Genomic DNA, 26,978 nt, shown 5'->3' on the forward strand with positions numbered 1-26,978 from the left:
CTCCTTATATACCTATTTTGTGCATAAAAAAGCCCGATAAAAAAGATTTATCTCTTTTTTATCGGGACGAAATTTTCCGTGTTACCACCCAAATTGCAGTCTGTTTTCAAAGCAAAACATAGCCGCCACTCATTTACTGTTAACGGGGTAATCCGCTTGAGGTTAATCAAGTTACTCCAGAGTGTATTTCACAAGTTGGTTTGTGCCCATTTCCATCATTCATAGGCTTTCTATTAAACAGGGACCAAATGCTACTATGCTCTTTCATTGTAAGTTGTTTTGATATTGATTTTAGTATAGATGAAGCCAAGACAACTTGTCAATCTTGTTTTTGAATTTCCCTGTTTTCTAGACTTTTTCTTTATAAAGAAGTATCGGGCTGTTGATATTTTTTTTGAAAAATGATAGTATAACTAGTATAAAGCTAATTTAATTTTCTTTTCGGACTTCTTATTTAGAACCGAAAAGGCATTTAAATCTGAACAGGCGGTAAACCTTTGAGGTTTATGCAGCCGGACCACCAGATGCGTGGTAGCAGAGTAGTGCAAAAAGGCACACCTGTGGGACAGTAACATTGTCCTACAAGTGTGCCTTTTTTTTGTACTTTTATATAAAGGAGGCATGGTTTCAACAGGTTATTTAATAAATGGTATTGGTGGACTAAACTATTATTTTTTAAAGGAGCAATGTTATCTGAAGGTTAAAAGGTTGAAAAATAAAGGTCTCAAACGGTACTATAAATTTACAAGCACATCCGTCACTGTAGAAGAACTTTCATATCATTTATTTAACTAATTTACCCACACTTAAAATAATAGATACTTTCAATAGCAGGTTAGAAAAATTGTTTTTTAGAAAGGAAAGATGAAAATGGTAAACTTTTTAGTCAAGACACGGGTAGGACAATTTTTGATCATAGGTATTTTCTTTACGATCATCGGATTTATATTGGATCCTTTTGGAGGCCTGTATAGCCAATTTTCATTTTACTTTGCCATTTTATTTTTAGGTTTCTTTGCCGCAAAAAAAGCCATAGTGGAAACGATCTACTCTCACTCGCCCAATGTTGATCTACTGATGATTTTAGCGGCATTGGGAGCTTGTGTGATCAATTATGAGTCAGAAGGAGCGGTCTTATTATTGATTTTTGCCGGATCAGAAGCCCTAGAAGCTTATGCTACCAATAAATCAAATAGTGCTATTTCCGAATTAATGGCCCATGTCCCGTCCGTAGCCCAAGTATTAAAAGAGAATGGGGAAGTTGTTGAAGTAGCTACAGAGGTCTTACAAGTTGGGGATATTGTGGTCGTTTCAAAAGGAGCTCAAATACCCATTGATGGATATGCTGACCGAAAAACACAAATCAATGAAGCGGCCCTAACCGGTGAATCTTTGCCTGCTGAAAAGGAAGAAGGGGATGAAGTTTTTTCAGGAACCTTCAATGAAGGCAACTCGTTCCATCTTAAAGTGAATAAAACAAGTGATCAAACGGTCTTTTCGAATATTATTCGGATGGTAGAAGAAGCACAAAATAGGCCGTCAAAAATTTCGAAATTCATTGACCGGATCGAGTCAAGATACGTAATAGCCGTTCTAATTGCTGTACCGCTCTTCATAATGACGCTATACTATTTCAACGACCTTACTTTCCAAGAAGCCTTTTACCGGGGGATGGTTTTATTAACTGTTGCTAGTCCTTGTGCTTTGGTCGCCTCTGCTACACCAGCAACACTCAGTGCTATCAGTAATGGAGCAAAAAATGGCGTACTGGTAAAAGGTGGTGCAGCCATGGAAGCTTTGAATACGATGGATATTTTGTACAGCGATAAAACAGGTACGCTAACTTTTGGTGACTTTCAAGTTCTAGATCATGAAGTGCCGGAGGATATTATTAGTGAAGTGGTTTATATGGAACAACAATCTAATCACCCAATAGCAAATGCAATTGTTAAATCGTTTGAAAACGTAGATTTTGGAGGGGTCGACTTTTCAGAACCCGTTGAGGAAGTAGCGGGTTCTGGTGTTAGAAAAGGCGATATCAAAGTAGGAAAGCCGGGTGCTTTCGAAGGGTACCGCGATGAGAAGCATTACTTTAATAAAATAGCCGAAGGAAATACGACTATTTTTGTTGCGAAGGGCAATGAAATTGTGGGCTATTTATCGCTTTCTGACCAAATACGTCATGAAGCTGTAGAAGCCATATCAGGTTTCCAAAAAGAGGGTATTCAAGTTGTTTTATTGACTGGAGACAATGAAAAGGTAGCTTTGAAAGTTGCTAAAGAAGTGAAAGTCAACGATTATGTAGCAAACTGTTCACCAGAAGATAAGATCAATTACATTTTAGAGAGTCAGAAAAATGACAAAGTAGTAGGGATGATCGGTGATGGAATAAATGATGCACCTGCATTGGCAAATGCTGATATTGGTATTGCCATGGGGAGTGGTTCGTCAGTGGCGATGGAGTCGGCTGATGTAGTGATCGTCAAAAATGATTTAGCTAAATTATTATACAGTTATCAATTAAGCAGCAGATTAAACCGGATCATCAAGCAAAATGTTATCTTCTCAATAAGTATTATTGTGATGCTGATCTTTTTAAATCTTTTTGGCTACTTGGATCTGCCAATAGGTGTCGTCTTCCATGAAGGGTCAACAATTTTAGTTATTTTAAATGGGTTACGGTTATTGCATCGAGATAAAAAAAGAGTATTACAAGATGAGTCAATAAAAACTAAATACAAAGATGAAAAAAATGAATCATTTTAAGGTGATGAACGTCGGAAAAATTTGATTAGATTAATTTTCTTGTGGGATAATTGTCAAAAAAATAAAAAACCCCAAAAAGTTGGAACGATATATGTTCAACTTTTTGGGTTTTTTATTTTATTTATGATTCTTATTGTTCGTTTGGATCATTTTCTGCATCTTCATGAGTTGGATGAACGGTTCCCTCAACATGATCAGGTCCAGCATAAATGGTATATAATTTTAAAGGTTTAGTTCCTGTATTTTTGATGTTATGCCACATATCTGCTGGAACAAATACGGCTTCATCATCAGAAACAGACTGCTTGAAATTCAAGTTATCTTCAGTCGGACCCATTTGACATAGTCCTTGTCCTTCTTCAATACGAATAAATTGATCAATTCCATGATGAACTTCTAAGCCAATATCATCGTTTGGTTTAATGGACATTAACGTTGTTTGTAATTGTCCCCCCGTCCAGATTGTTGTACGATAATTATCGTTTTGAACAGTTGCATCTTCAATATTTACTATATAAGGTTTTTTACCATGATCTTTAAAATCGATTGTCATAAGCTCCACTCCTTCTATTGATAATGAATGTTTATTTATATCAATTACAAACTAATACTATCAAATTATTATCTGTAAAGCAAGGATTCTTACTCTTGTCTGATAATTGACTAAACCTTCCAGTTCTTTAAAATAAATAGAGTAATTAAATCAGTAAGCTGACCATCCACCGTCTGCAGTGAGAACCGCACCATTGACGAAGTTGGATTCAGCTGATGCTAAGAAAAGAGCAACTGTAGCAATATCTTCTGGTTGACCAAAACTTGGGCTTAAAGCCAGCCCTGGCTGAGTCTTTGCCATCCCAAATTGATTGATGTCTCCCATCGATGTAGCTATATTAGTAGCTACTCCACCAGGAGCAATGGCATTGCAACGGATATTTTCTTTAGCATACATGAAAGCTGTGTTTTTTGTCAGACCTACAAGGGCATGTTTTGAAGTGGTGTAGGCAACACCCGCACGAGCGCCATAAAGTCCTCCCAAAGAAGCGATATTGATTATAATCCCTGATTTCTGTGCTTTAAAAATAGGAATAGCTCTGCGGATAGAGCGCATAACCCCAAGTACATTTACATCCATAATTTTTTGCCATTTTGCATCGGAGATATCTCCGATCGGTTCAAAACCATCCATGATCCCTGCATTATTCACAAGAATATCTAAAGAGCCAAACTTTTCAAGCGTAACTTCAATCATGCGATCAGTATCTTCTTTTTTTGAGACGTCTACTTTTAAGGCAATAGCTGAATTCCGGCGTAACTTATTCAATTCATCAGCAACTTTTTTTACGCCTTCTTCATTGCAATCGGCTAAAATAATATTGGCCCCTTCTTTGGCAAATAAGCGAGCAATCGCCTCACCAATTCCTCCAGCAGACCCTGTAACGATAACTGATTTGTTCTCCAATTTCATATGAAGCCCTCCCATCTATACTCGTATTTTAGTCTCCTCTTAAAATAAAGTAAAATATCTTGTACTGGTAGACTCCTTTAGTTCATGAAGTGAGAATTATGGTCCAGATAGTATAAAAAATGCTTTTATTAGTGATTTTCGGCAGTGGTTTGCGTATTTTTAATATAAACAACTATTGTTTTGATCACAGCAAAAGCGGGAACACCGAAAATGATCCCAACAATTCCAAGCATTTTTCCTGCTACTAACAAAATGAAAATAATCGTTAATGGATGAATAGCTAATGATCTCCCAACAAATTTTGGTGTCAGTAAATTGACATCAAGTTGTTGAACAACTAGTACGATCAAGGTGACTAGTAAAGCTGCTGTTGGAGAAATAGTTAAGGCAACAATAAATGCTGGTACAGCACCAATAAAGGGGCCAATAAAAGGAATAAGATTAGTAAATCCATTAACAATTGCCAATAATAAGGTGTAAGGCAGCCCTATCAGTAGAAAACCAAAATAGATCAAGATAGCAACGACGATACTCGCTAAACCTTTCCCACTGATGTAGGCAGTAATGATAAGATTTGTCTGATGTAGTAATTCAAAGACATGTTTTTGATATTTATCGGGAAATAAACGGGTAGCAGCTAATTGTAATTTTTCACCGTCATGGAACATATAGAATAAGACAATTGGCACCGTGATCAAGACGATCGTTAAGTTGGCCACTCCTGCAATGATGGAACTAATGCTGGTTGTGAAACTAGATAAAATTGTTTTGGAAAAAGCGTCAAGTGAAAGGTTTAACCGATTTAAAGTTCCCTCCAGATCAACATTATCAAATATAGCGAATGATGCAATATGTTTTGTTTGAACCTCAATATCTGAAAGAATAGCGGGACTATTTTCAATTAAATCAGATAGCTGACCCATCAGGATAGGGAAAGTTTTAATAATAAACAGGATTGCTCCGCTAAGAAATAGAAACATAACTAAAATAATAGCGTAACTGCGTTTAATTTTTAATTTTTGCATCACTTTAATCAAGGGATTCAGCAAGTAAAATAAAAATCCGGCACTTATAACTGGAATAAAAAGTGTCGAAAATAAAACAAGTACGGGTTGGAAAACAAAGCTGATCTTAGTTGCAATATAAATAATGAGAACCATTGCTAAGACCCACAGTGTCCATAGTAATAATTTTGACTGTTTAAGATAATTCATGAAAATAGTCTCCTTCTTAAGTTGGTTTATTTAATTTATTTATGCTGTTAGATTAAAGTAGAGTGAATCTAATAAAGAGTTGGAGGTAATCAAAAAAAGAAACGTAATTGTTTATTAATAGTGTAAGTACACTTTACTTTTGAATGCAACAACTGCTAGCCTTATAATAACATAGCTGCTAACGTAAACTGATAAAAGCTAGATCGATCATTAACTATTAAAAAAAACAAACTAGACAAATCGGTTCGACTAAATGCGACTTTAATTAATAGTAGATAATCAAAAAAGAGTTTTAGACAGCTAGTGTCTAAAACTCTTTTGTTTATCCCCACTAGAAGAAGAGGGATATACAGACCACCCTATTTGAGACTATTTTTTCTGATAAATGTGGGAAAATCAATTGGTATCTAATTGGTTTCGTTTTTACCTAATTGATAAATACCGTAATAACAAATAACCAAAAGTACTATTCCTACAACAGCAAAAGGGAGTGCTTGAGTAGTTTGTAAATCATTCAGTGCCTTTGTATTCACCAAAATGGCGAATGGTGAAGCAATCACTAAACCTAATATTCCGCTATAAGTTACTGAACTATAATGTTCAAATAAAAATTCGATTGCTTTACTGATTAAAAAGATACCGATCAAAACACCCAAACTAAAGACCGACAGAAGAATAAAGTTAGGCAACAATGAATCCATATCACCTGTCCGTAAAGCAGTTATGAAGAGTGTTATAGTATTGATGATCAAATAGTAATAGCCTAAAACCATTAAAATCAAAGACCCGCTTACCCCTGGAATTATCATCGTTGCGGATGCAATAATTCCTATGATGAATAACTTGATCAAACTTAAAGGATCTAATTGAATGGCTGTTAGAGCGGTTCCTGATTCCTGTAGTATAGGGAGTATGATAACAACTAACACAAACATAAGAGTAAAAGCAATAATGTGGCTAATCGAAATTGTCTGCTTTTGTGTCTCTAGACCATTTTGAAAAGATTCCCATAAACCTGGAATACCACCCAAAATCAGGCCTATAAAAGCTAAGGCTGTTGGCAAAGTATATGAGCTTAATAAGAACTCGATGGTATAGGTAAATACAATAATACCAACGCCTGCCCCTACTAAGATAGGAGCTAATGTTTTTAAACTAGCTTTCCAATTTTTAAATAGATGACTAATTGAAGAGATCAAACGATCGTAAATATCCAAGGAGACTGCCATCGTTCCTCCGCTTACACCGGGAATGATATTAGCTATCCCTATAATAATACCTTTTAAAAAATCGATTAAATATGTCATGTTCATACTCCTTTTTCTTGATCTGCATAAATCTAGCTCTACTAACTTTACCAAATATATTCCCTTTCGTACATGTTTATTCTAGTATTTGCTATTTAGTTTAACTTTTTACGAGTTAAACTCGTTTAATAGCAATTCTTTTATTTGAAATAAGCCTTTAGAATGAAAATTAATTTTGGTTTTTTAATAGCATCTCTTATCCTGCTGAGCAATATATTTTGGAATAGTTGAAACCTCCTATACTATTGAAGGAGTTGCCAGTATGAGCTAAGAACCCTCTTTAACTTGTGAGTATAGAAATCTTCTAAGTGTTTCTTTATAATGATGAACATAAGAACAAAGATACTTTCTCTTTGGTGAATAAATAATTCGATAGATACTAGTTAAAGGTTTTAGAATGAAGAAGGAGTGTGGAAATAGTGAGATTAAGTGTATTAGATCAAGCACCGATAACAAGCGGGAATACAGCTGTAGATGCCTTAGCAAAAGCTGAAGAATTGGCTGTTTTAGCAGACGAATTAGGGTATACACGTATGTGGATGGCAGAACATCATGGGACAAATGGTTTTGCAAGTTCAGCTCCTGAAATCACTGCTGCGCATTTAGCGGCAAAAACAAAAAATATTAGGATCGGTACGGGTGGCGTCATGATGATGCACTATTCACCTTTGAAATTAGCAGAGGTCTTTAAGACGTTAAGTGCTTTTTCGCCAGGACGAATCGATTTTGGAGTAGGACGTGCTCCAGGTGGTGATAATAACTCTATTTATGCTTTATCAGAAGGTCGTCAACCTATGTTGGATAATATGTATGAAAAATTTGATACAGCTTTAAAATTAATTAATGATGAAGTGCCTAAAGAACGAATTTACACCCAAACGATTGCTACCCCTTCACACATTCATTTGCCCGAAGCGTGGCTTCTTGGTTCGAGTGGTAGCAGTGCACGAAAAGCTGCTCAAATGGGAGTAGGCTATTCATTTGCTCAATTCTTTATGGGGGGGATGACTAAAGACATCTTGGATGAATATAAAGGTAATTTTCAGCCCTCTCCATTTATGGAAAAACCATATATTAATGTAGCTTATCTTGTTACAACAGCTGAAACGAGAGAAGAAGCTGAGTATGAGGCAAAGCCTCAAGATATCGCACGTCTATTGATGGGAAGAGGTCAGATGGGTCAATTATTGACACCTGAAGAAGCACAACACTACCCCTTGACCGAAATTGATAAATTAACAATAAAACAAGGGCGTGAACTGCATTTGGTAGGTACGCCAAAAGAAATTGCTACGAAATTGATAGAAGATCAAGAAAAATATGGCTTTGATGAAGCTATGATTTGTAGCATTACTCATTCACAAGAAAAGCGATTAAACGTCTATCGTTTATTAGCAAAAGAACTGTTAAATAAATAAAAAAGAATCTAATGAATATTAAGTTAAAGGACGCTTCCACCATTGAATAGTCATTGGTTGGAGGTGTTCTTTTTTTCGTTTATTAATAAAAAATGATAAAAAAGAGAAAAGTTTAATGGTATATAAATGAAGCGAATAAAGGGTTTTCGGTATTTTTATATAAAAATGGTGTAAGAAAACCTCACATTAAAAAGGTAGATATTAATTGATTTCTCATAAATGCGAATCTATAATATTGTTTTAAGCAGGAAAAAGGACCATGCCTACTAAGTAACCTTACGTATTACTCATGAACGTTTTTGTAAAGGAGATGAGACAGAGTTGATCAAGCTACAGAATGTAAATAAGTATTTTGGTGACCACCACGTGCTAAAAGACGTTAATTTAGAGGTGGCAGAAGGAGAAAAAGTCGTGATTATAGGGCCTTCTGGTTCTGGAAAAAGTACCACGGTCAGATGTATGAATTTTCTTGAGGAGCCTACAACTGGAGAAGTTTATATAGATGGCAATCAAATAACGGAAAAAAACAAATTAGAAATGGTACGAAATTCTTCTGCTATGGTCTTTCAACAGTTTAATCTATACCCACATATGACAGTGTTAGGAAACCTGACAATCGGACCTATAAAGTTACAGAATAAATCAAAAAAAGAAGCAGAAGAACTGGCTTATCACTATCTAGATATTGTAGGGTTGCGAGAAAAAGCCACAGCTTATCCCTCGACACTCTCTGGAGGCCAACAGCAAAGAGTTGCTATTGCCAGATCACTTTGTTCTGAAAAGAAAATCATCTTGTTTGATGAACCTACATCCGCTTTAGACCCAGAGACGGTTCAAGAAGTTTTGGACGTTATGATCAAACTATCTAGCATGAATATTACAATGGTCGTTGTCACCCACGAAATGGGTTTTGCTAAACAAGTAGCGGACCGTGTCATCTTTATGGACGATGGAATGATCCTAGAAGTTGGACCACCAGAGCATTTCTTTGAAAATCCTACTCATGAAAGAACAAAAGAATTTTTAAGTAAAATTTTAAGATAAAAAATTAGAGGTGTACTTAGGAGGAAAAAACAAATGAAAAAAAGAAATTTATTAGCAACAGTTATTTTGTCTAGCGTATTATTTATAGGTGCTTGTTCGTCAGATGACGGTTCAACAACAGAAGCAGACACGACAAAAGGGTCAGATCAAGTAACAATTGCATCAATCAAAGAAGCAGGAGTTTTAAAAGTAGGGGTAAAAGAAGACGTTCCAAATTTTGGATTAAAGAATACGGATACCGGAGAGATAGAAGGTTTTGAAATTGATATTGCTAGAAAGTTAGCGGAAGATATTTTAGGTGATCCGGATGCGATTGAATTGACGCCTGTCACGGCCAAAACACGCGGTCCATTACTGGATAATGGTGAAGTTGATATGATCATTGCTACTTTTACAGTTACAGAAGAACGCAAAGAAACATATAATTTTACAGATGCGTACTATGAAGATGCCGTTGGTTTATTAGTTAAAAAAGATAAAAATTACGAAGGCTTAGAGGATATGGATGAAGCAAACGTTGGTGTAGCACAAAGTTCTACAACGTCAGAAGCCATTACATCAGAAGCTGAACAATACGGTATCACAGTAGAATTTTCAGAATACGCTACTTATCCAGAAATTAAAGCGGCATTAGATTCAGGTCGTGTAGATGCATTTAGTGTGGACAGATCTATTTTGGCTGGTTATTTAGATGATTCAACTGAAATTTTGCCAGACCGTTTTGCAACGCAAGATTATGGAATTGCAACGAAGAAAACAAATGTTGAGTTAGCAAAGTATGCAAATGAGTTGATCACTACGTGGGGAGAAGATGATACTCTTAATGGATTGATTTCAAAGTGGGGATTGAGTGAATAATGAAAAGTACAAATCCATTTGCTATGTGGAGGTGGGAGGACCTCTTTCAAAATTTTGATAGTTTTAGTTCTGGATTTTTAAGAACACTCCAAGTGGCTATCTTAGCATTAGTATTAGCATTAGTCATTGGGATAGTTATTGGAATCTTATCAACTGCCCACAACTTGATCCTGCGTTCGATCGCACGAGTATATGTCGAAATTTTTCAAAATATCCCTCTAGTCATTCAAATATTTTTTATGTACAACGGATTAGCAATGGCTGGTTTGGTTTTAAGTGAGTTCACGATTGGGGTAGTGGGAGTAGGCCTGTATCATGGAGCCTACATTGGTGAAGTTGTGCGTGCGGGTATTTTAGCTGTTCCTAAAGGTCAGCAAGAAGCTGCGTATGCACAAGGGTTTAGTTACACACAAACCATGCGCTACATCATATTGCCGCAAATGGTCAAAGGTATCTTGCCTCCGCTAACCAATCAAGCGGTCAGTTTAATAAAAAATACTTCTGTATTGGCTATCATCGCCGGAGCAGACTTAATGTATGCTGCAGACTCATATGCTTCATTTAGTTTAAACTATGGACCATCCTATGTGGTCGCAGGATTACTTTACTTCATTCTCTGCTTCCCACTGGCTACATTCTCAAGAAAATACGAAGAAAAATTAAAAAATAATGATTCCTTAGTTGTGGATATTCCGGAGGTGATGGAATGATGAACTCCATACAAACCGTTTTTACACGGCCTAACGTATTATTCTTGTTAGATGGAATAAAGACCACTTTACTGATTTCTTTGTATGTAGTCATCCTTTCAATTGTCTTTGGAACACTCTTAGGATTGGTTAGAAATTATGAAAAGCAGTTTTTTGGGAAATTAGCTGGCTTTTACATCGAATTGTTCCGCAATACGCCATTGCTGTTATGGATGCTAGGTTGTGCTTTTCTGATTCCAGGTAGTACAATATTAGTGAAGGCTTCTGTAGCACTGTTTCTTTATACAGCAGCGGTAGTAGCAGAAATTGTGCGTGGTGGATTAAACTCGATACCTAAAGGACAATTTGAAGCCGCTCATTCTCAAGGGTTCTCATTTTTTCAAACATTAGCGTATATTATTCTGCCGCAAACGTTCAAAAAAATTATTCCTTCCTTATTGTCACAAGTGATTACAACTATTAAAGATACATCATTTCTTGCTGGACTAGGAATTATGGAATTTACAAGAAGTGGTCAAGTGATTTTAGGAAAAGTAACGAAAACTTCTGAAGTGTTTTTGATTTATGGTTTCTTGGCGTTAATTTATTTTATTATTTGTTTTACACTATCTGTGTTAGTAAGAAGTTGGCATAAAAACAACTCTGAAAATGTCTAGTTTGTTCATGCGTTTTAGAAGATAGAAAAAGCGGACTCGTTAATAGTCCGCTTTTTTATTTTGCACTAGGAAAATTAAAAATCTTCCTCAAATAAATTTAATTCGGTTTGTTGTGGAGCAAGGTGGTCAAAAGTGAGCTCTAATTTTTTTTGTAATTGTTTTGCATTTTTAGCAGCATGTCCACCAGAGTTATTGTTGAAAATAACGGCGACTTCTTTTGAATCTTTTTCTAATTGATGAATAATTGATACAAACTCATCTAATTCAGCAGAACTATAATCGTAAAGCGTTCTTTTTTTTCGCCAATTTGGTCCGCTTGCATCCAACCAGCCTTCATAGTTTCGCCCATGTAAGCGAAATAATGTTAATTCTGCATGCGTTCCTTTGGGGACTAAAGGAACACTATTCCCAGGAGTTTGAGGTTGATCAACAACTGTATGAATAAAGTTGTTTTTCGTTAAAAAGGCCAGGGTATTTTCTTTATTAGTATCACTGAACCAACTGGAATGACGGAACTCAATAGCCACAGGCAGCTCACCCATAAACTGTCGTACTTTTCTTAAATACTGAACGTGTTCTGTCGTACAATCAAAATAAGGCGGAAACTGAAATAAAAAAGTTTTGATCCGACCGGCTGTGATCATAGGTTCGAAGGTAGCAATAAAATGATCGAACATCTGCTGCTCAGTCGGGAAAAATTTCACCCAGTTTTTGTGTAAAGTCATGGCTTGAAAAGCCTTTGGGATAAATTGAAAAGCAGCGGGTGTTTTTTCAATCCAGGATAAAATATTTTTAGCAGGTGGAATGGCATAAAAGCTAGTGTCCAATTCTACAAATGGAAAATGAGAACTATAATCTTCCAATCGTTTAGATGTTCGAATAGTCAGTAAATCATGATCAGACCAACCCGTTAGGCCAATAGAAATCATCAGAAAACCTTCTTTCTAGAGTCGTAAATAATTAGCCTTATTGTACCGCAACCGTTATTATGAAAGAAAGCAAAAGGTTATTGTAATTTTACTGATTAAAACAGATAAAATTAATAACAATTGAAATGTTTCACGCGAAACATTTCAATTGTTATTAATACTATTGTTAAAAAAGTGGAAATAGTTAAATGAAAACAAATCAGAGGAGCCCTGGAGATGTATAAACTTGTATTTTTTGATATTGATGGAACACTATTGACAGATAGAAAAAAGATGCCGGCTTCTGCTAAAAAAGCCATTCAACATTTAAAATTAAAAGGCATTATACCGGTTATTGCAACTGGAAGAGCGCCTTTTAGAATTGATGAAATTTTAGCATCACTAGATATTCAAACACATATTACTTTAAATGGGCAATACGTGGTGTATGAAGGAGAAGTTATTCATCAAAATCCGTTATCGGTAGAATCTGTTAAACGATTAGCACTAGCTGCGGAAGCCAATAAGCAACAAATCGCCTTTTGTGGGAGTGATGAGATACTTGGGAATTCAATAGTCACGTTTGGGCAAAAAGGATTGTTGAAAAAAATGATCCAACAAGTTCCCATAGCACCTCCTAAAAAGGTGATGCAACTGGCTGCGCATTATGTTGGTTCATCCAAAAGAGTGAGGCCGATTTTGCCACATTATTATGAAAACCGCATCATTTATCAGTGCATTATCCACACAACAGAGAAATATGATGACTATTATAAAGAAGCTTTTCCAGATTGTCATTTTACAAGATGGAATCCTTATTCAGTAGACGTGATCTCAAAAGGGGTGTCTAAAGCGGTTGGGATACAAAAGCTGATTGAGCATCTAGGGATCGATATGAGTGAAACAGTAGCGTTTGGAGATGGATTGAATGATATTGAAATGCTGCAAGCTGTTGGTATGGGGATAGCTATGGAAAATGGGCGTGTAGAATTAAAAAAAATTGCAAATGCTATTACAGCCTCTCCAGAAAATGATGGCATTTTAAAAGGTCTGCAAAGTTTGGATTTATTGCCTTAAGAAGTCTTGAGGCTAACGAAAAAAACTTTGTTTAAGAAGTAAGAATTCATTCGGAATTTACTATTTTCAGTCATTTTCTATGGTATACTATTTCAGAAAGCTTTTGAGGAAAATCAATTTAAATAAAAAAGCAACCTACTCATTTGTTATCTAAACGTACCTTCTTTTCTAAAAGATGGTTAGAATAGAGTAGTTAAACCTACTAAGGAGGCACCTAAAGTGACTGAGAAAAAAACTTTTTATATTACAACACCTATTTACTATCCAAGTGGAAAATTGCACATTGGAAATGCCTATTCAACAATTGCGTGTGATGTTATGGCACGTTACAAAAGAATGCAAGACTTTGACGTTTTCTATTTGACAGGTAGCGATGAGCATGGCCAAAAAATTGAAAAAAAAGCGCAAGAATTGAATATTACACCACAAAAATATGTGGACCAAATGGCTGAAGGTATGCAAAAATTATGGAAACTGTTGGAAATCAGCAATGATAAATTTATCCGAACAACTGACCCCGTACATGAAAAAGTTGTAGCGGATATTTTCGAACGCTTTTTAGCGCAAGGGGATATTTATCTAGATGAATATGAAGGCTGGTATTCGGTTCCAGATGAAACCTTTTATACTGAAACACAACTAGTCGACATTGAACGCGATGACCAAGGAAATATTGTTGGCGGCAAATCACCAGACAGTGGACATCCTGTAGAGTTGATCAAAGAAGAGTCTTATTTCTTTAGAATGAGTAAATACTCAGATCGTTTACTAACTTACTACAATGAACACCCAGATTTTATTCAGCCCGAATCACGTAAAAATGAAATGATCAATAATTTTATCAAACCAGGTTTGGAAGATTTAGCCGTTTCGCGTACAACATTTACTTGGGGCGTTAAAGTACCAAGCAATCCTAAGCACGTTATTTACGTATGGATCGATGCATTAGCAAATTATATTACTGCATTAGGTTACGGTACCGATGATACGTCTTTATTTGATAAATTTTGGCCAGGGGACGTGCACATGGTCGGAAAAGAAATCGTTCGTTTCCATACGATTTATTGGCCAATTATGCTTATGGCATTAGATTTGCCATTGCCTAAAAAAATATTCGGTCACGGCTGGTTATTGATGAAAGACGGTAAGATGTCTAAATCAAAAGGAAATGTTGTCTACCCAGAAATGTTGGTAGAACAGTACGGATTAGATGCTTTGCGCTATTACTTGATGCGTGAAGTGACTTTTGGAAGCGACGGCGTGTTCACACCAGAAGATTTTGTTTCACGTGTGAACTATGATTTAGCTAATGATTTAGGAAATCTATTGAACCGTACGATCGCGATGATCAATAAGTATTTTGACGGAGAAGTTCCAAGTTATACTGGAAACGTTACGGATTTTGATGCGATTCTAAAGGAAACAGCCGAAAAAGTTTGTGTGGATTACCAAGAAGAAATGGAAAACATGCAATTTAGCAGTGCTTTAAGTCATATTTGGGTATTGATCTCACGTGCTAATAAATACATTGATGAAACGGCTCCATGGAAGTTAGCAAAAGAAGCAGATAAGAAAACTGAATTGGCTAGTGTCATGGTCCATCTAGCGGAAACACTTCGTATTTCAGCTATTTTGTTGCAGCCTTTCCTAACTCATACACCTAAAGATATTTTTGCTCAATTAGGGGTCGAGGGAGAATCTGCTGGAAATTGGTCAACGGTCCAATTTGGCTCATTCCCTGAAAACACTACAGTGATCAAAAAGGGTACACCTATTTTTCCACGTTTAGATATTGATTTGGAAGTTGCTTACATTAAAGAGCAAATGGCAGGTGTTTCTGGTAATCAAGAGCAAGAAGTTGAAGAAGAAACAAAATGGGATCCTTCAGAAACGGTTTTAAGTTCAACAAAAGAAAAACAAATTAAATATGAAGATTTTGACAAAGTTGAATTGAAAGTTGCTGAAGTTATTGATTGTCAAAAAGTAGAAGGAGCAGATAAGCTCTTGAAATTCCGTTTGGATGCTGGGGATGAAGGTCATCGTCAGATCCTTTCTGGAGTTGCAGAGTGGTATCCGAATCCAGAAGCTTTGATCGGTAAAAAAGTCGTGATCGTTGCGAACTTAAAACCGCGTAAAATGCGTGGGGAAATCAGTCAAGGAATGATTTTATCAGCTGAAAAAGATGGCAAATTACAAATTGTTGAAGCACCAAGTGAGGCTCCAAACGGATCTGAAGTTGCTTAAAATCATATAAAACGAATACCCTGCTGGAAACTAATTTAGCAGGGTGTTTCTGTTAATGAAGAAAAAGAAAGGGTGGTACTATGTTATTTGATACGCATACGCATATTAATGCAGCAGAATTTGATAATGAGATTCCAGAAACCGTGCAACGTGCAATCGAAAATGACGTTACTAGAATGGCCGTTGTTGGATTTGACACTGAAACGATAAAAAAAACCTTAGCCTTAAGCAAAGAATATCAAGAAGTTTACAGTATTATTGGTTGGCATCCTACTGAAAGCTATTTGTACACTGAAGAAATTGAAGAAAAGTTGTATCAGCAATTGCAATTACCAAAAGTTGTGGCAATGGGCGAAATGGGTTTAGACTACCATTGGGATACTTCTCCAAAAGATGTCCAAAAGGATGTTTTTCATAGACAGATCCAAATCGCAAAAGAGTTAAAGATGCCTATCAGTATTCATATGAGAGATTCTATTGAAGATACCTATGAGCTGATGAAGAAAGAGCACGTTGAAGATATTGGCGGAATCATGCATAGCTTTAGTGGCGATGCATTATGGATGGAACGTTTTTTAGATTTGGGAATGCATATTTCTGTAAGTGGCGTCATCACTTTTAAGAATGCTCCTGAAGTGAGAGAAGTAGCTAAAACGGCTCCTTTTGATAAATTATTGATTGAAACGGATGCTCCTTACTTGGCACCAATGCCATTCAGAGGCAAACGGAATGAACCGGCATATGTCAAATATGTAGCCGAAGAAGTAGCTAAACAAAGAGGCGTTAGTTATGAAGAAGTAGCTAAACAAACAATGCAAAATGCCAATCGTTTATTTAGGTTAGTTTAATGGAAAAAATAAAAGAAATTATTGTTGTTGAAGGACGCGATGATACAAGACGTATTTTGGAATCAGTTGAAGCAGATACGATTGAAACAAAAGGTTCAGCTATTGATGAAGAAACATTAAAGCTGATAGAAAAAGCGTATGAAACAAGAGGCGTTATAGTCTTTACAGATCCAGATTTTCCTGGTGAAAAAATTCGGAAAATCATTTCCCAAGCCGTTCCAGGAGTGAAACATGCTTTTTTAACAAAAGCTGAGACTAGAGCAAAGGGTAAAGGCAGTTTGGGTATTGAACATGCTTCGCCTGAAGCGATACGTGCAGCGTTATCGAAATGCTACACCGAAACCATAGCTAAAGAGTCGCTCATCTCTCAAGAATTGTTAATGGATGCTGGTTTGATCATGGGACCAAATGCTCGAATGAGACGAACAAAATTGGGTGAGAAACTCAACATAGGTTACACTAATGGAAAGCAACTTCAAAAGAGATTGCAAATGTTTCAAATCTCGCCTGAAGAAGTTGTAACAGTGATGCAACAAATTTTGGAGGAAGAAAATGACAACGCATAAAGATATAGCAACCCCATCAAGAACCAAAGAAATAATGGAGAAATACGGTTTCTCAGTAAAGAAGAGCTTAGGGCAGAATTTTATTGTGGATCCTAATATTTTAAGTAATATTGTAGCAGCATCAGATATAGATAAGAATACAAATGTTATTGAAGTTGGACCCGGTATCGGAGCACTGACCGAACATCTTGCAAGAGCAAGTAAGGAGGTTATTGCTTTTGAAATAGATAACCGTTTATTGCCAGTTTTAGCAGATACCCTTAGCCCTTATGATAATGTTTCTATTGTCCATAGCGACGTACTTAAGGTCAATTTACAACAAGCGTTACCTGAAATGATTGATTTAGATGAACCTTTAGTCGTGGTGGCTAATTTACCTTACTATATTACAACACCTATTATTATGCATTTCTTGGAGACACCTGTTCGAATCGATGGATTAACGATCATGATGCAAAAAGAAGTAGCTGAACGGATAACAGCTGCTCCAGGAAGCAAAGCCTATGGATCTTTATCTATAGCTATTCAATACCACATGAAAGCAGAAATTGCTTTCATTGTCCCTAAAACAGTCTTTATACCACAGCCAAATGTTGATTCTGCTATCATTAAGCTAACCAGAAGAGCTACACCAAGTGTAACAGTCAAGAATGAAAAATCTTTTTTTTCGCTTGTTCGTTCGGCTTTTGTACAAAGACGTAAAACACTTTGGAATAATTTATTGATCAGATATGGCAAAGAGGATAGCACCAGAGAAAAACTTATCAAAGCCCTAGAAGTGGCAGGTATTGATCCGAAACGTCGTGGCGAAACACTGAGCTTGGAAGAATTTGCTCGTTTATCTGATGCAATTGATGAAATTGTATTAGAAAAAGATTAATTGTTTTCGGAAATAAGCCTATGTATCAATGGTATCAAGAGATTAAAAAAAAGTTTATATGAGAGAATTATTATTTGTGCAAGCTGTTTTCTTATGGTATACTTGTAAAATTTCACATAGTATGGTATACTCACACCAGATGAGTGAGGTGAATCTGATGCCAAGTACATTAGCAGACATTAAAGAGAGCTTAGATGATCATTTAGGTAAAAAGATTATGTTGACCGCGCAAGCTGGTCGAAAGAAAAAAACCGAACGTAAAGGTATTTTAGCCGACACTTACCATTCAGTATTTGTGGTTGAGCTAGACCAAGAAGAAAATGCATTTGAACGTGTTTCATATAGTTACACAGATGTTTTAACTCAATCCGTAGAAATTGAATATATTGGTGAAGAAAATCGTCAATTAGCTTAAATCATAAAATTAAAATCAAATAGAACCAATTTTAACGAGCTATTGTAAGCTCGTTTTTTTTGTATAGACGCAAATAAACAGTGAAATATTTTTTTGGAAAATTTTATTAGAATGAAAATTGTATTAACGGCTCCTCGTACATAAAGAGAAGAGGTCTGAGGCATTTTTGTCTTGGACCTTTTTCTATTAGAAAAAGAAAATGCATTTTGAATAGATTAAAAGCCTAAAATAGCCCCATTATGGTGAATACTACGAATTAGAGGCTATTAATTTAAACTTTTTATACTATTTAAGTTAAATTATGCCTTTCTTGCTTTTCAAATCTTTTCTTTTAGGCTAGTATGTTTTACAGACAATAGAAAATATGCAGGAAAGGAGTGAAGTGTAAGTGGAGATAATAGAAAAGGCCCCGGCAAAAATTAATTTAAGCTTGGATGTGTTGTATAAAAGAGCAGATGGTTACCATGAAATGGAGATGGTAATGACTTCAATTGATTTGGCAGATCGTATAGTGTTAAAAACAATTGAAGAGGATCGAATCGTTATTCAATCAACGAATGGCTTTTTACCACTAGATCAAAGAAATCATGCGTACAAAGCAGCGAAACTTTTAAAAGAAACCTATCAGATCAAAAAAGGTGTCAATATAAGTATTGAAAAAAAAATTCCAATTGCTGCTGGTCTAGCCGGTGGTAGTAGTGATGCGGCTGCTACATTAAGAGGACTTAATCGATTATGGCATTTGAACTTGAGCAATGATGAACTAGCTCTTCTAGGAGAACAAATTGGCTCGGATGTTCCCTACTGTATTTACGGTGGAACGGTCTATGCAACCGGGCGAGGAGAAAAAATCAAACAAATTGATACCTTGCCACAATGTTGGGTAGTGCTGGTTAAACCTAAAAAAGGGATTTCAACCTGGACCATTTTTGAGAATCTGTCGTTTGAACAACTAGTTCATCCCGAAACAAAAAAAATGTTAGCAGCTATTCAAGAAAAAAATTATATTCAAATGGCTAGCAGTACGGGTAATGCGTTAGAAACCGTATCTGCTATAAAACAACCAGATATTAAGCGCATCAAAAAAAAGATGCTCCAGTTTGGAGCGGATGCTGCTTTGATGAGTGGAAGCGGCCCTACAGTTTATGCTTTATGTGAAAAATACTCAAAAGCTCAAAGAGTGTATAATGGTCTAAAAGGATTTTGTAATGAAGTTTACTTAGTGCGCACACTAAAGTAGACCAAAGAAGGTCATGCAAGGTGGGGACGAGGCAAAATTTTCGTCCCCACCTTATATATTTAGGTAATTATTCTAGAATAGACTTTAAAAATCCGTTTCGAATTTAAATTTTTTCTTTACATAGTCTTTTTTTCTTGACGGACATAGCAGATAATGATAAGCTACATAATGGATTTTAAATAGTAACGGTTACGATTTAGACGAAAGCAGTAGTTAAATAAAAAAATTAAAGGAGGATAAAAGTCCAATGAATAGAAAAAAAAGAATTGGAGTGATATCTCTATTTTCCATCTTACTGATTGCAGCAGTAGGATGTGGGAATCAAGAAGATACTCAGCCAAAATCAAATACATTAAAAGTTGTTACAACATTTTATCCAATGTATGATTTTACAAAAAATGTGGCTGGAGACAAAGCAGAAATAACAATGTTGTTAGAAGCAGGTACAGATACACATGGTTATGAACCAAGTGCGAAAGAAGTTACGGCAATTTCAGATGCCGATGTTTTTATATACAACAGTGAAGAAATGGAAGTTTGGGTCCCAAGCGTTTTAGACAGTATTGATACAGAAAATACGGTTGTGGTAAACGCTAGCGAAGGGATCTCTTTATTGGAATCAACTGAAGATCCTGACGAGCATGAAGCAGAAGAACAGGATCATGAAGTAGATCCTCATATTTGGTTGGATCCTGTACTTGCTCAAGAAGAAGTTAGCAACATCAAAGCAGGTCTGATTGCTGCAGATCCAGAAAATAAAGACGTGTATGAAACAAATGCAATCGATTATAATGAAAAATTACAGGCCTTAGATCAAGAATTTGAAATGGCATTTAGTGGAGCGACAAAACGTACGTTTGTGACTCAACATGCGGCTTTTGCCTATTTAGCTGATAGATATAACTTAGAACAAGTTTCGATTGCTGGGATTTCAACCGAACAAGAGCCAAGTCCAGCTAAGCTGGCTGAGCTACAAGATTATGTAAAAGAGAACGATATAAACTATATCTATTATGCAGAAGCATCTTCTAGTCAAATTGCTGAAACATTGGCAAATGAAACGGGTACACAATTAGAAATATTAAATCCGGTTGAAGGTATTACGACAGAGGATCAAGAAAAAGGGATCGATTATATTCAAGTAATGAAAAATAATCTTGCGGCTCTTCAAAAAAGTATCAATTAAAGCAACCTGAATTGGAGTAAAAGCTCTTTTCACTAGGTAAAAAGAAAGAAGGGATATCCATGCATTACGTTGAAGTAAATGATTTATCTTTTTATTATGATGAAGAACCAGTATTAGAAAATATTTCGTTTACGGTCGATCCTGGTGAGTTTGTTATGCTAACAGGAGAAAATGGAGCCGCAAAATCAACCCTATTGCGCAATATTTTAGGGCTGCTTAAACCAACTAAAGGAACAGCTAAAATTTCTGCTGTCAATAATAGAAATGAACCGTTGTCAATTGGCTACATTCCACAACAAGTAGCTTCTTTTAATGCGGGTTTTCCTAGTACAGTCTTGGAATTGGTTCGATCAGGCCGTTATCAAAGAGGGAAATGGTTTAAACGCTTAGATGCTGAAGATCATGAGCATGTTGAACGTGCATTGAAATCAGTAGGTATGTGGGATTTACGCCAAAAAAAAATTGGAGAACTTTCTGGAGGACAAAAGCAACGGATTTCATTAGCTCGTATTTTTGCAACAGATCCAGATTTGTTTGTTCTAGATGAACCTACTACCGGTATGGATCTAGAATCTAGAACCGATTTTTATGAATTGTTAAAGCACAACAGTGAGTTTCATGGCAAAGGCATTTTAATGGTAACGCATGATCATGAAGATATTAAAAACTATGCGGATAGGCACATTCGGCTTGTACGAAAGGAGGATTCCCCATGGAGATGTTTTTCTATGGATTCATGCAGCGAGCATTCCAAGCCGCATTCTTAATTGCGGTTATTGCTCCTATTCTAGGTCTCTTCTTAGTTCTTAGAAGGCAATCGTTAATGGCAGATACTTTAGCCCATATTTCTTTAGCAGGAATTGCATTGGGGCTATTTTTAAATGTGAATCCAACTTTTACGACGTTGGTCGTAGTAATTATTGCGGCTGTGATCATAGAGTATTTAGGAAGTTTATATAAATCTTATTCTGAAATTTCAATTGCTATCTTGATGTCTACTGGAATGTCGTTAGCGCTTGTCTTAATGAGTTTAAGCAGCGGTGGATCTACTACTACTATCCAACAGTATTTATTCGGGTCAATCGTGACGATCAGTCAACCACAACTTTACTTATTAGCGGCATTATTTATAATTGTAGTAGTATTATTTTTTGTCTTTCGCAGACCGATGTATGTGTTGACTTTTGATGAAGATACGGCTTTCACAGCCGGCTTGCCAGCACGATTGATGTCGATCCTCTTTAATGTGATTACAGGGGTCACGATTGCAGTTATCATGCCAATTGCAGGGGCCTTGCTTGTATCAGCTATTATGATTCTGCCAGCAGCTATTGCCATGCGGATAAGCAATAGTTTCAAATGGGTTATTTTTGTAGGAATCATTGTTGGTATTACAGGTATGTTTACAGGATTGACAGTTTCATATGAATGGGGTACTCCACCAGGTGCAACGATAACCTTAATATTTATTGCCATTTTTGTGATTACAACAGTAACGATGAAAATAGTCCAACAAATGAGATATAAAAAAAGTCGATCATAATAAATAATCGAATATGAAAAAAGGATTGAGTTTTTGCTCGATCCTTTTTTCATTCAGTTAAAGTATAAATAAAATGAATACGAAGGTTCGTATTTTTTTTGATGAGAAACTGCTGATAAAAACGAACGTTTTTATCATATTATTTAAAAAGCTACCTTTTTACGTACGAAACGCGTATAATGATGTTTGATAGAAATAATGACCTGGCAAAATTTAAAAAATAAAACTCTAGAAAAGGTGAAATAATGAAAATAAAAAGAAGTGAACGCTTGATCGACATCACGCGCTATATGTTAGAACGACCTCATATGTTAGTACCACTTACCTATTTTGCTAACCGTTATGATTCTGCTAAATCTTCTATTAGTGAAGATTTAAGTATCGTTAAAAAAACGTTTAGAGAAAGAGGTACTGGGACGCTAGAAACCGTTCCTGGAGCAGCAGGAGGAGTGCGTTATATACCTCAAATCGCAAAAGATGAAGCTGAAGAATTTGTGAAAGAAATGTGCGAACGTTTATCAGAATCAGATCGTTTATTACCAGGTGGATATGTTTATCTATCTGACTTGTTAGGACAACCAAGTGTGCTGCGCCAAGTAGGGAAAATTATTGCAACTAAATATCTAGAACAACCGATTGACGCTGTTATGACAGTAGCGACAAAAGGTGTACCAATTGCTCAAGCAGTATCAACGTATTTGAATGTGCCCTTTGTTATTGTCCGCCGGGATTCTAAAATAACAGAAGGATCAACGGTTAGTGTCAATTATGTTTCTGGATCCTCAGATCGTGTTGAAAAAATGGAGTTATCTAAAAGAAGTTTACGTCGTGGATCTCGAGTATTGATCGTAGATGATTTCATGAAAGGCGGAGGTACCGTTAATGGTATGAAGAGCTTGATCGAAGAATTTGAAGCAGAATTAGTTGGGATCACTGTTTTTGCAGAGTCTACGTTTAATGGTAATAGAATGGTTGATGAATACACTTCTCTTTTATGTGTTGATGAAGTGAATGTCCGCGAGAAAACAATACATGTACAACCCGGAAATTATTTCAATAAAAGTTGATTTGTCAAATTAGGCTAAATCAAATAGCTTCATCCATGTGACTTGAAAAGCTTCTCGATAATAGTATCAGGTGTCCATCTTTATTGTTATAGATACTTATCAATTTTAGTGATTAAGGTATTCTGGCGTTAATAAACCTCTAACATCACTAGTTCATCCGTATTAATATGAGTGTACAACGAAAGATTTTTCTCTTTTTTCAGCATAAGTTTATGCTTAAGGTATAAAAAAATAGAAAATCGTACTAGTATATTAAACTGGGATAAGCTGCAAATAGTTAGTTGGAATATAATCATGAAGGATATAGAATTAAAAATGATATAATAAGGGTGTAATCATTAACTTATTATGAATGGAGTGATTCTATGAGTAAATATGAAACACCAGATTATGATGTATTGATGAAAGAAGAGGAATTTGAGATAAGAAAATATGTTGATTTTTTTATCGTCGAATATGAAAATACAAATGATCCGGAAATTAGAAATGGATTTGGCTCGTTATTCAAGTATATATCTAGTGACAATAAAGAAAACGAAAAAATTTCAATGACGATACCGGTTATTCAAGAAGAAACTGAAGAAAAAAAGAAAATGGCATTTGTTGTTCCAGAAAAGTATAGTAACCAAATACCAGAGCCGAACAACCCAAATCTAAAAGTGAAAAAGTTCGATGAAGGTTTATTCGGATCAATACAGTATTCAGGTTTTTCTAATGAATCAAAAGAATTGAAAATGAAGAAAAAATTAGAAGCATGGATACTGGAAAAGGGTTATGAAAGGCAATCAAATTATATGTTAGCTTCTTACAACGCACCTCTTGTGCCGCCTATGTTTAGAAGAAATGAAATATGGGCTAGAATTAGTAAAGTTTAAGCTGGAAAATGAGTTTATAATAATCGACTTATTAAAAAAGCTATGCTTGTTGAACTGCGTCTGTTCAAATGAAGAAGTTAATAAATAAAAATTATTATTTAGCAATAAATGTGATCAATGGTTAATCTAATAGGTTGATACAGGTCCGATAATGAAGTGCACGATATAAAACATGAACAGAATAAGATGAATATGAGGGATAAAATGAGAAATATTAAAATGACGATTGAATATGATGGCGGCAGATATTTAGGCTGGCAAAGACTTAGTGATTCAGATAAAACGATTCAAGGAAAAATAGAAAATGTTTTATCAGCAATGACAGGAGATAAAATTGAAATAATCGGATCCGGACGTACGGATGCAGGAGCTCATGCTAATGGACAGGTAGCCAATTTTAAAACAATAGCTACCATGGAATTTCCAGCGATGTTAGACCATCTAAACCGTTATCTTCCACGTGATATTATCGTGAAGAAACTTGAGGAAGTACCAGAAAGATTCCATGCTAGGTATAATGCTAATGGAAAAAAATACAGCTACTATGTCTGGAATAATCCTGTACCCTCTGTATTTGAGCGCAATTTCAGTTATGATTACCCTGGAGAACTTGATATTGCTAAAATGAACGAGGCTTGCAACAAGCTTGTTGGAAAACATGACTTTATCGGTTTCTCTTCTCTAAAGAAATCAAAAAAATCGACAGTTAGGACTATCGATGAAATCAAGATCCAAAAAGAAGGCGATCTGTTACACTTTACGTTTACCGGAGAAGGATTCTTATACAAAATGATTAGAATTATTATGGGAACGATTATAGAAATTGGATTGGGTATGACGGAACCGGAGGCTATTGACGCCATCTTTAAGAGCGGGATCAGAAGTGATGCCGGTATGACTGTGCCTTCTCAAGGACTATTTTTAGATGAAGTTTATTACGATTGACAAGATTGAATGATACCTTTAGATGTTTTCAGCCTAAAGTACGTTTGAATGGATCACGAATGACTTTTTAGTTATCTAATTTATTTTTATGATCTGCTAAAAAAATAGTAAGGGCATTAGTAATTTAGTTACTTTTGTCCTTATTTTATTTTCCCATTGATACCAGAGGGAAAAACAGAGGATCTATATTGTATCTTGAAAATTCACGGTGTATAAGCTATTATACAATAGGAGACTTAGTAGTAAAAAGCCTTTAATTAAATTAAAAAAATCAAGTAATTAAACATTTAAAAGTAACTAAATTAGATAGGGGTTTATGTAATGTTACAACGTTATGCAGTTATATTAGCAGCAGGACAAGGTTCAAGAATGAAATCTAAGTTATATAAAGTATTGCATCCAGTTGCAGGAAAACCTATGGTTGGTCATGTAGTTAGTCAAGTCGAAGCTGTGGGTGCAGATAAGATCGTAACGATTGTTGGAGTTGGCGCTGAAAAAGTAAAGGATTACCTTGGAACGCGTTCTGAATACGCGGTTCAGTTTGAACAGTTAGGGACAGGACATGCTGTTATCCAAGCTGAAGAACTTTTAAAAGATAAAGAAGGAACGACATTGGTTATTTGTGGGGATACGCCACTTTTAACAGCCGAAACATTAAGCCATTTATTTGATAATCATCAAGAACAAGGGGCAAAAGCAACTATTCTAACAGCACATGCTGAAAATCCTACTGGTTATGGTCGAGTGATTCGGAATGAATTAGGAAATGTTGAAAAAATAGTTGAACAAAAAGATGCTAGCTCAGAAGAATTACAAGTTCAAGAAATCAATACAGGAACGTATTGCTTTGACAATCAATTATTGTTTGAAGCACTTAAACAAGTTGGAAATGATAATGTTCAAGGTGAATATTATTTGCCAGATGTGATTGAAATATTAAAAAAACAAGAATACGTCGTTTCAGCTTATAAAATGGACTATGAGGAAGAAGCGTTGGGTGTTAATGACCGCATTGCTCTAGCCGAAGCAGCTAAATTAATGAGACGTCGAATCAATAAAAAACATATGCAAAATGGTGTTACCTTTGTTGATCCAGCTACAACTTATATTGACAGTGAGGTTGAAATTGGTTCAGATACAATTATTGAAGCTGGAGTGATCCTTAAAGGCAAGACCGTTATTGGAGAGGATTGCCTTATTGGGTCAAATTCCGAAATTTCAAATAGTGAAATTGGGAATCAAGTTCAAGTGAAAAGTTCTACTATTGTAGATTCTAAGATGTCAGATAATAGCAATATTGGACCATATAGTCATCTGCGACCAAATAGTACGATTGGAAATTCTGTCCACATCGGAAATTTTGTTGAGATCAAAAATGCAATCATTGCTAAAGATACTAAAGTAGGGCATTTAACTTATATTGGAGATGCTGATTTAGGGGAAAATATTAATGTCGGATGTGGCACTGTTTTTGTTAATTATGATGGAAAACATAAACACCGCACAACTATTGGCGATAATGTATTTATAGGGTGCAATGCTAACTTAGTTGCGCCAGTTAAAATTGAAACAAATGTTTACATTGCTGCAGGTTCCACTATTACTAAAGATGTATCTGCTGAGTCGCTTGCTATCGCAAGAGCTCGTCAAGAGAATAAACCGAATTACTTTGACAAGTTGCCACATTAAAAATTAACTATAAATTACTAAATTGCTTGATTTTCAGTGAAAAATTAACTATTATTG

General features: G+C 35.7%; 25 protein-coding genes, 1 riboswitch and 1 other annotated feature. Of the genes, 20 read left to right on the plus strand and 5 right to left on the minus strand.

Going from position 1 to position 26,978, the window contains the following annotated elements; genetic code table 11:
- Positions 1–59: 59 nt before the first annotated feature.
- Positions 60–277: a binding site (T-box leader), on the minus strand.
- 191 nt (positions 278–468) lie between these two features.
- Positions 469–571, plus strand: a riboswitch (NiCo riboswitch).
- Between the two features lie 299 nt (positions 572–870).
- The gene (locus BR50_RS06155; protein WP_034547168.1) at positions 871–2,766 is read left to right on the plus strand and encodes a heavy metal translocating P-type ATPase; all 1,896 of its coding nucleotides are present in this window, start codon (positions 871–873) and stop codon (positions 2,764–2,766) included.
- Positions 2,767–2,896: 130 nt separating this feature from the next.
- Here the strand turns inward: BR50_RS06155 and BR50_RS06160 are convergent, their stop codons facing one another.
- From BR50_RS06160 to BR50_RS06175, 4 genes are all read right to left on the minus strand, one after another.
- Positions 2,897–3,319 (minus strand): cupin domain-containing protein, encoded by a 423-nt coding sequence (locus BR50_RS06160; RefSeq protein WP_034547170.1) that lies wholly within the window; start codon positions 3,317–3,319, stop codon positions 2,897–2,899.
- 150 nt (positions 3,320–3,469) lie between these two features.
- Entirely contained in the window at positions 3,470–4,231 is a 762-nt protein-coding gene (locus BR50_RS06165; RefSeq protein ID WP_034547172.1) for a glucose 1-dehydrogenase, read from the minus strand.
- 128 nt (positions 4,232–4,359) lie between these two features.
- Positions 4,360–5,445: an AI-2E family transporter gene (locus tag BR50_RS06170; RefSeq protein WP_034547174.1), complete on the minus strand. Its 1,086-nt coding sequence runs from the start codon at positions 5,443–5,445 to the stop codon at positions 4,360–4,362.
- A gap of 407 nt (positions 5,446–5,852) precedes the next feature.
- The gene (locus BR50_RS06175; protein WP_034547176.1) at positions 5,853–6,752 is read right to left on the minus strand and encodes a DUF368 domain-containing protein; all 900 of its coding nucleotides are present in this window, start codon (positions 6,750–6,752) and stop codon (positions 5,853–5,855) included.
- Positions 6,753–7,171: 419 nt separating this feature from the next.
- Here BR50_RS06175 and BR50_RS06180 point away from each other — a divergent pair, with 419 nt between their 5' ends.
- The 5 genes from BR50_RS06180 (at position 7,172) to BR50_RS06200 (ending at position 11,438) form a co-directional block, all read left to right on the plus strand.
- Positions 7,172–8,170, plus strand: coding sequence for an LLM class flavin-dependent oxidoreductase (locus BR50_RS06180; protein ID WP_034547178.1), 999 nt, complete (start codon positions 7,172–7,174; stop codon positions 8,168–8,170).
- Between the two features lie 321 nt (positions 8,171–8,491).
- On the plus strand, positions 8,492–9,214 hold the full coding sequence (locus BR50_RS06185) for an amino acid ABC transporter ATP-binding protein (protein ID WP_034547180.1): 723 nt from the start codon (positions 8,492–8,494) through the stop codon (positions 9,212–9,214).
- A gap of 33 nt (positions 9,215–9,247) precedes the next feature.
- A complete protein-coding gene (locus tag BR50_RS06190) occupies positions 9,248–10,072 on the plus strand; it encodes a transporter substrate-binding domain-containing protein (protein ID WP_034547182.1) in 825 nt (274 codons plus the stop codon).
- Complete coding sequence (locus tag BR50_RS06195; protein ID WP_034547184.1) at positions 10,072–10,782, plus strand: amino acid ABC transporter permease; 711 nt, start codon at positions 10,072–10,074, stop codon at positions 10,780–10,782. Before BR50_RS06190 ends, BR50_RS06195 begins: the two co-directional genes overlap by 1 nt.
- Positions 10,779–11,438 carry an amino acid ABC transporter permease gene (locus BR50_RS06200; protein WP_178377438.1) on the plus strand — a complete coding sequence of 220 codons (660 nt, stop codon included), beginning with the start codon at positions 10,779–10,781 and terminating at the stop codon, positions 11,436–11,438. Before BR50_RS06195 ends, BR50_RS06200 begins: the two co-directional genes overlap by 4 nt.
- 74 nt (positions 11,439–11,512) lie before the next feature.
- Here BR50_RS06200 and BR50_RS06205 read toward each other — a convergent pair whose 3' ends face one another.
- Positions 11,513–12,367, minus strand: coding sequence for a DUF72 domain-containing protein (locus BR50_RS06205; protein WP_034547186.1), 855 nt, complete (start codon positions 12,365–12,367; stop codon positions 11,513–11,515).
- Positions 12,368–12,583: 216 nt separating this feature from the next.
- Between BR50_RS06205 and BR50_RS06210 the strand changes: the two genes are divergently transcribed.
- The 14 genes from BR50_RS06210 to glmU all read left to right on the plus strand — a co-directional run bounded on the left by BR50_RS06210 (position 12,584) and on the right by glmU (position 26,921).
- Positions 12,584–13,423: a Cof-type HAD-IIB family hydrolase gene (locus BR50_RS06210; protein ID WP_034547188.1), complete on the plus strand. Its 840-nt coding sequence runs from the start codon at positions 12,584–12,586 to the stop codon at positions 13,421–13,423.
- A gap of 219 nt (positions 13,424–13,642) precedes the next feature.
- On the plus strand, positions 13,643–15,667 hold the full coding sequence (metG, locus tag BR50_RS06215; RefSeq protein WP_034547189.1) for a methionine--tRNA ligase: 2,025 nt from the start codon (positions 13,643–13,645) through the stop codon (positions 15,665–15,667).
- Positions 15,668–15,747: 80 nt separating this feature from the next.
- Positions 15,748–16,515 carry a TatD family hydrolase gene (locus tag BR50_RS06220; protein WP_034547192.1) on the plus strand — a complete coding sequence of 256 codons (768 nt, stop codon included), beginning with the start codon at positions 15,748–15,750 and terminating at the stop codon, positions 16,513–16,515.
- Positions 16,515–17,081 (plus strand): ribonuclease M5, encoded by a 567-nt coding sequence (rnmV, locus tag BR50_RS06225; RefSeq protein ID WP_034547194.1) that lies wholly within the window; start codon positions 16,515–16,517, stop codon positions 17,079–17,081. The genes BR50_RS06220 and rnmV overlap by 1 nt, the downstream gene beginning before the upstream one ends.
- Positions 17,068–17,961 carry a 16S rRNA (adenine(1518)-N(6)/adenine(1519)-N(6))-dimethyltransferase RsmA gene (gene rsmA / locus BR50_RS06230; RefSeq protein ID WP_034547196.1) on the plus strand — a complete coding sequence of 298 codons (894 nt, stop codon included), beginning with the start codon at positions 17,068–17,070 and terminating at the stop codon, positions 17,959–17,961. Before rnmV ends, rsmA begins: the two co-directional genes overlap by 14 nt.
- Positions 17,962–18,118: 157 nt before the next feature.
- Positions 18,119–18,376 carry a Veg family protein gene (locus BR50_RS06235; RefSeq protein ID WP_034547198.1) on the plus strand — a complete coding sequence of 86 codons (258 nt, stop codon included), beginning with the start codon at positions 18,119–18,121 and terminating at the stop codon, positions 18,374–18,376.
- A 388-nt stretch (positions 18,377–18,764) separates the two neighbouring features.
- The gene (gene ispE, locus BR50_RS06240) at positions 18,765–19,616 is read left to right on the plus strand and encodes a 4-(cytidine 5'-diphospho)-2-C-methyl-D-erythritol kinase (protein WP_034547200.1); all 852 of its coding nucleotides are present in this window, start codon (positions 18,765–18,767) and stop codon (positions 19,614–19,616) included.
- Positions 19,617–19,863: 247 nt separating this feature from the next.
- Positions 19,864–20,802 carry a metal ABC transporter substrate-binding protein gene (locus BR50_RS06245; protein ID WP_034547202.1) on the plus strand — a complete coding sequence of 313 codons (939 nt, stop codon included), beginning with the start codon at positions 19,864–19,866 and terminating at the stop codon, positions 20,800–20,802.
- Positions 20,803–20,861: 59 nt separating this feature from the next.
- Positions 20,862–21,569 carry a metal ABC transporter ATP-binding protein gene (locus BR50_RS06250; protein WP_034547204.1) on the plus strand — a complete coding sequence of 236 codons (708 nt, stop codon included), beginning with the start codon at positions 20,862–20,864 and terminating at the stop codon, positions 21,567–21,569.
- Positions 21,515–22,345, plus strand: coding sequence for a metal ABC transporter permease (locus BR50_RS06255; protein ID WP_034547206.1), 831 nt, complete (start codon positions 21,515–21,517; stop codon positions 22,343–22,345). Before BR50_RS06250 ends, BR50_RS06255 begins: the two co-directional genes overlap by 55 nt.
- A 245-nt stretch (positions 22,346–22,590) precedes the next feature.
- Positions 22,591–23,412: a pur operon repressor gene (gene purR / locus BR50_RS06260; protein ID WP_034547209.1), complete on the plus strand. Its 822-nt coding sequence runs from the start codon at positions 22,591–22,593 to the stop codon at positions 23,410–23,412.
- Between the two features lie 365 nt (positions 23,413–23,777).
- Positions 23,778–24,287 (plus strand): SOUL family heme-binding protein, encoded by a 510-nt coding sequence (locus BR50_RS06265; protein WP_034547211.1) that lies wholly within the window; start codon positions 23,778–23,780, stop codon positions 24,285–24,287.
- A gap of 204 nt (positions 24,288–24,491) precedes the next feature.
- On the plus strand, positions 24,492–25,232 hold the full coding sequence (gene truA / locus BR50_RS06270) for a tRNA pseudouridine(38-40) synthase TruA (protein ID WP_034547213.1): 741 nt from the start codon (positions 24,492–24,494) through the stop codon (positions 25,230–25,232).
- Positions 25,233–25,553: 321 nt separating this feature from the next.
- The gene (gene glmU, locus BR50_RS06275; protein WP_034547215.1) at positions 25,554–26,921 is read left to right on the plus strand and encodes a bifunctional UDP-N-acetylglucosamine diphosphorylase/glucosamine-1-phosphate N-acetyltransferase GlmU; all 1,368 of its coding nucleotides are present in this window, start codon (positions 25,554–25,556) and stop codon (positions 26,919–26,921) included.
- Positions 26,922–26,978 lie beyond the last annotated feature (57 nt).

The organism is Carnobacterium alterfunditum DSM 5972 (assembly GCF_000744115.1).
GTDB classification, from domain to species: domain Bacteria; phylum Bacillota; class Bacilli; order Lactobacillales; family Carnobacteriaceae; genus Carnobacterium_B; species Carnobacterium_B alterfunditum.

Coding starts and splice junctions, on each gene's coding strand:
- BR50_RS06250 (WP_034547204.1), top strand. CDS start 20,862: ATGCATTACGTTGAAGTAAATGATTTATCTTTTTATTATGATGAAGAA.
- BR50_RS06200 (WP_178377438.1), top strand. CDS start 10,779: ATGATGAACTCCATACAAACCGTTTTTACACGGCCTAACGTATTATTC.
- BR50_RS06220 (WP_034547192.1), top strand. CDS start 15,748: ATGTTATTTGATACGCATACGCATATTAATGCAGCAGAATTTGATAAT.
- BR50_RS06170 (WP_034547174.1), bottom strand. CDS start 5,445: ATGAATTATCTTAAACAGTCAAAATTATTACTATGGACACTGTGGGTC.
- BR50_RS06245 (WP_034547202.1), top strand. CDS start 19,864: ATGAATAGAAAAAAAAGAATTGGAGTGATATCTCTATTTTCCATCTTA.
- BR50_RS06205 (WP_034547186.1), bottom strand. CDS start 12,367: ATGATTTCTATTGGCCTAACGGGTTGGTCTGATCATGATTTACTGACT.
- BR50_RS06175 (WP_034547176.1), bottom strand. CDS start 6,752: ATGACATATTTAATCGATTTTTTAAAAGGTATTATTATAGGGATAGCT.
- BR50_RS06255 (WP_034547206.1), top strand. CDS start 21,515: ATGGAGATGTTTTTCTATGGATTCATGCAGCGAGCATTCCAAGCCGCA.
- BR50_RS06265 (WP_034547211.1), top strand. CDS start 23,778: ATGAGTAAATATGAAACACCAGATTATGATGTATTGATGAAAGAAGAG.
- glmU (WP_034547215.1), top strand. CDS start 25,554: ATGTTACAACGTTATGCAGTTATATTAGCAGCAGGACAAGGTTCAAGA.
- truA (WP_034547213.1), top strand. CDS start 24,492: ATGAGAAATATTAAAATGACGATTGAATATGATGGCGGCAGATATTTA.
- BR50_RS06195 (WP_034547184.1), top strand. CDS start 10,072: ATGAAAAGTACAAATCCATTTGCTATGTGGAGGTGGGAGGACCTCTTT.
- BR50_RS06210 (WP_034547188.1), top strand. CDS start 12,584: ATGTATAAACTTGTATTTTTTGATATTGATGGAACACTATTGACAGAT.
- BR50_RS06235 (WP_034547198.1), top strand. CDS start 18,119: ATGCCAAGTACATTAGCAGACATTAAAGAGAGCTTAGATGATCATTTA.
- rsmA (WP_034547196.1), top strand. CDS start 17,068: ATGACAACGCATAAAGATATAGCAACCCCATCAAGAACCAAAGAAATA.
- BR50_RS06165 (WP_034547172.1), bottom strand. CDS start 4,231: ATGAAATTGGAGAACAAATCAGTTATCGTTACAGGGTCTGCTGGAGGA.
- BR50_RS06155 (WP_034547168.1), top strand. CDS start 871: ATGGTAAACTTTTTAGTCAAGACACGGGTAGGACAATTTTTGATCATA.
- rnmV (WP_034547194.1), top strand. CDS start 16,515: ATGGAAAAAATAAAAGAAATTATTGTTGTTGAAGGACGCGATGATACA.
- purR (WP_034547209.1), top strand. CDS start 22,591: ATGAAAATAAAAAGAAGTGAACGCTTGATCGACATCACGCGCTATATG.
- BR50_RS06160 (WP_034547170.1), bottom strand. CDS start 3,319: ATGACAATCGATTTTAAAGATCATGGTAAAAAACCTTATATAGTAAAT.
- BR50_RS06190 (WP_034547182.1), top strand. CDS start 9,248: ATGAAAAAAAGAAATTTATTAGCAACAGTTATTTTGTCTAGCGTATTA.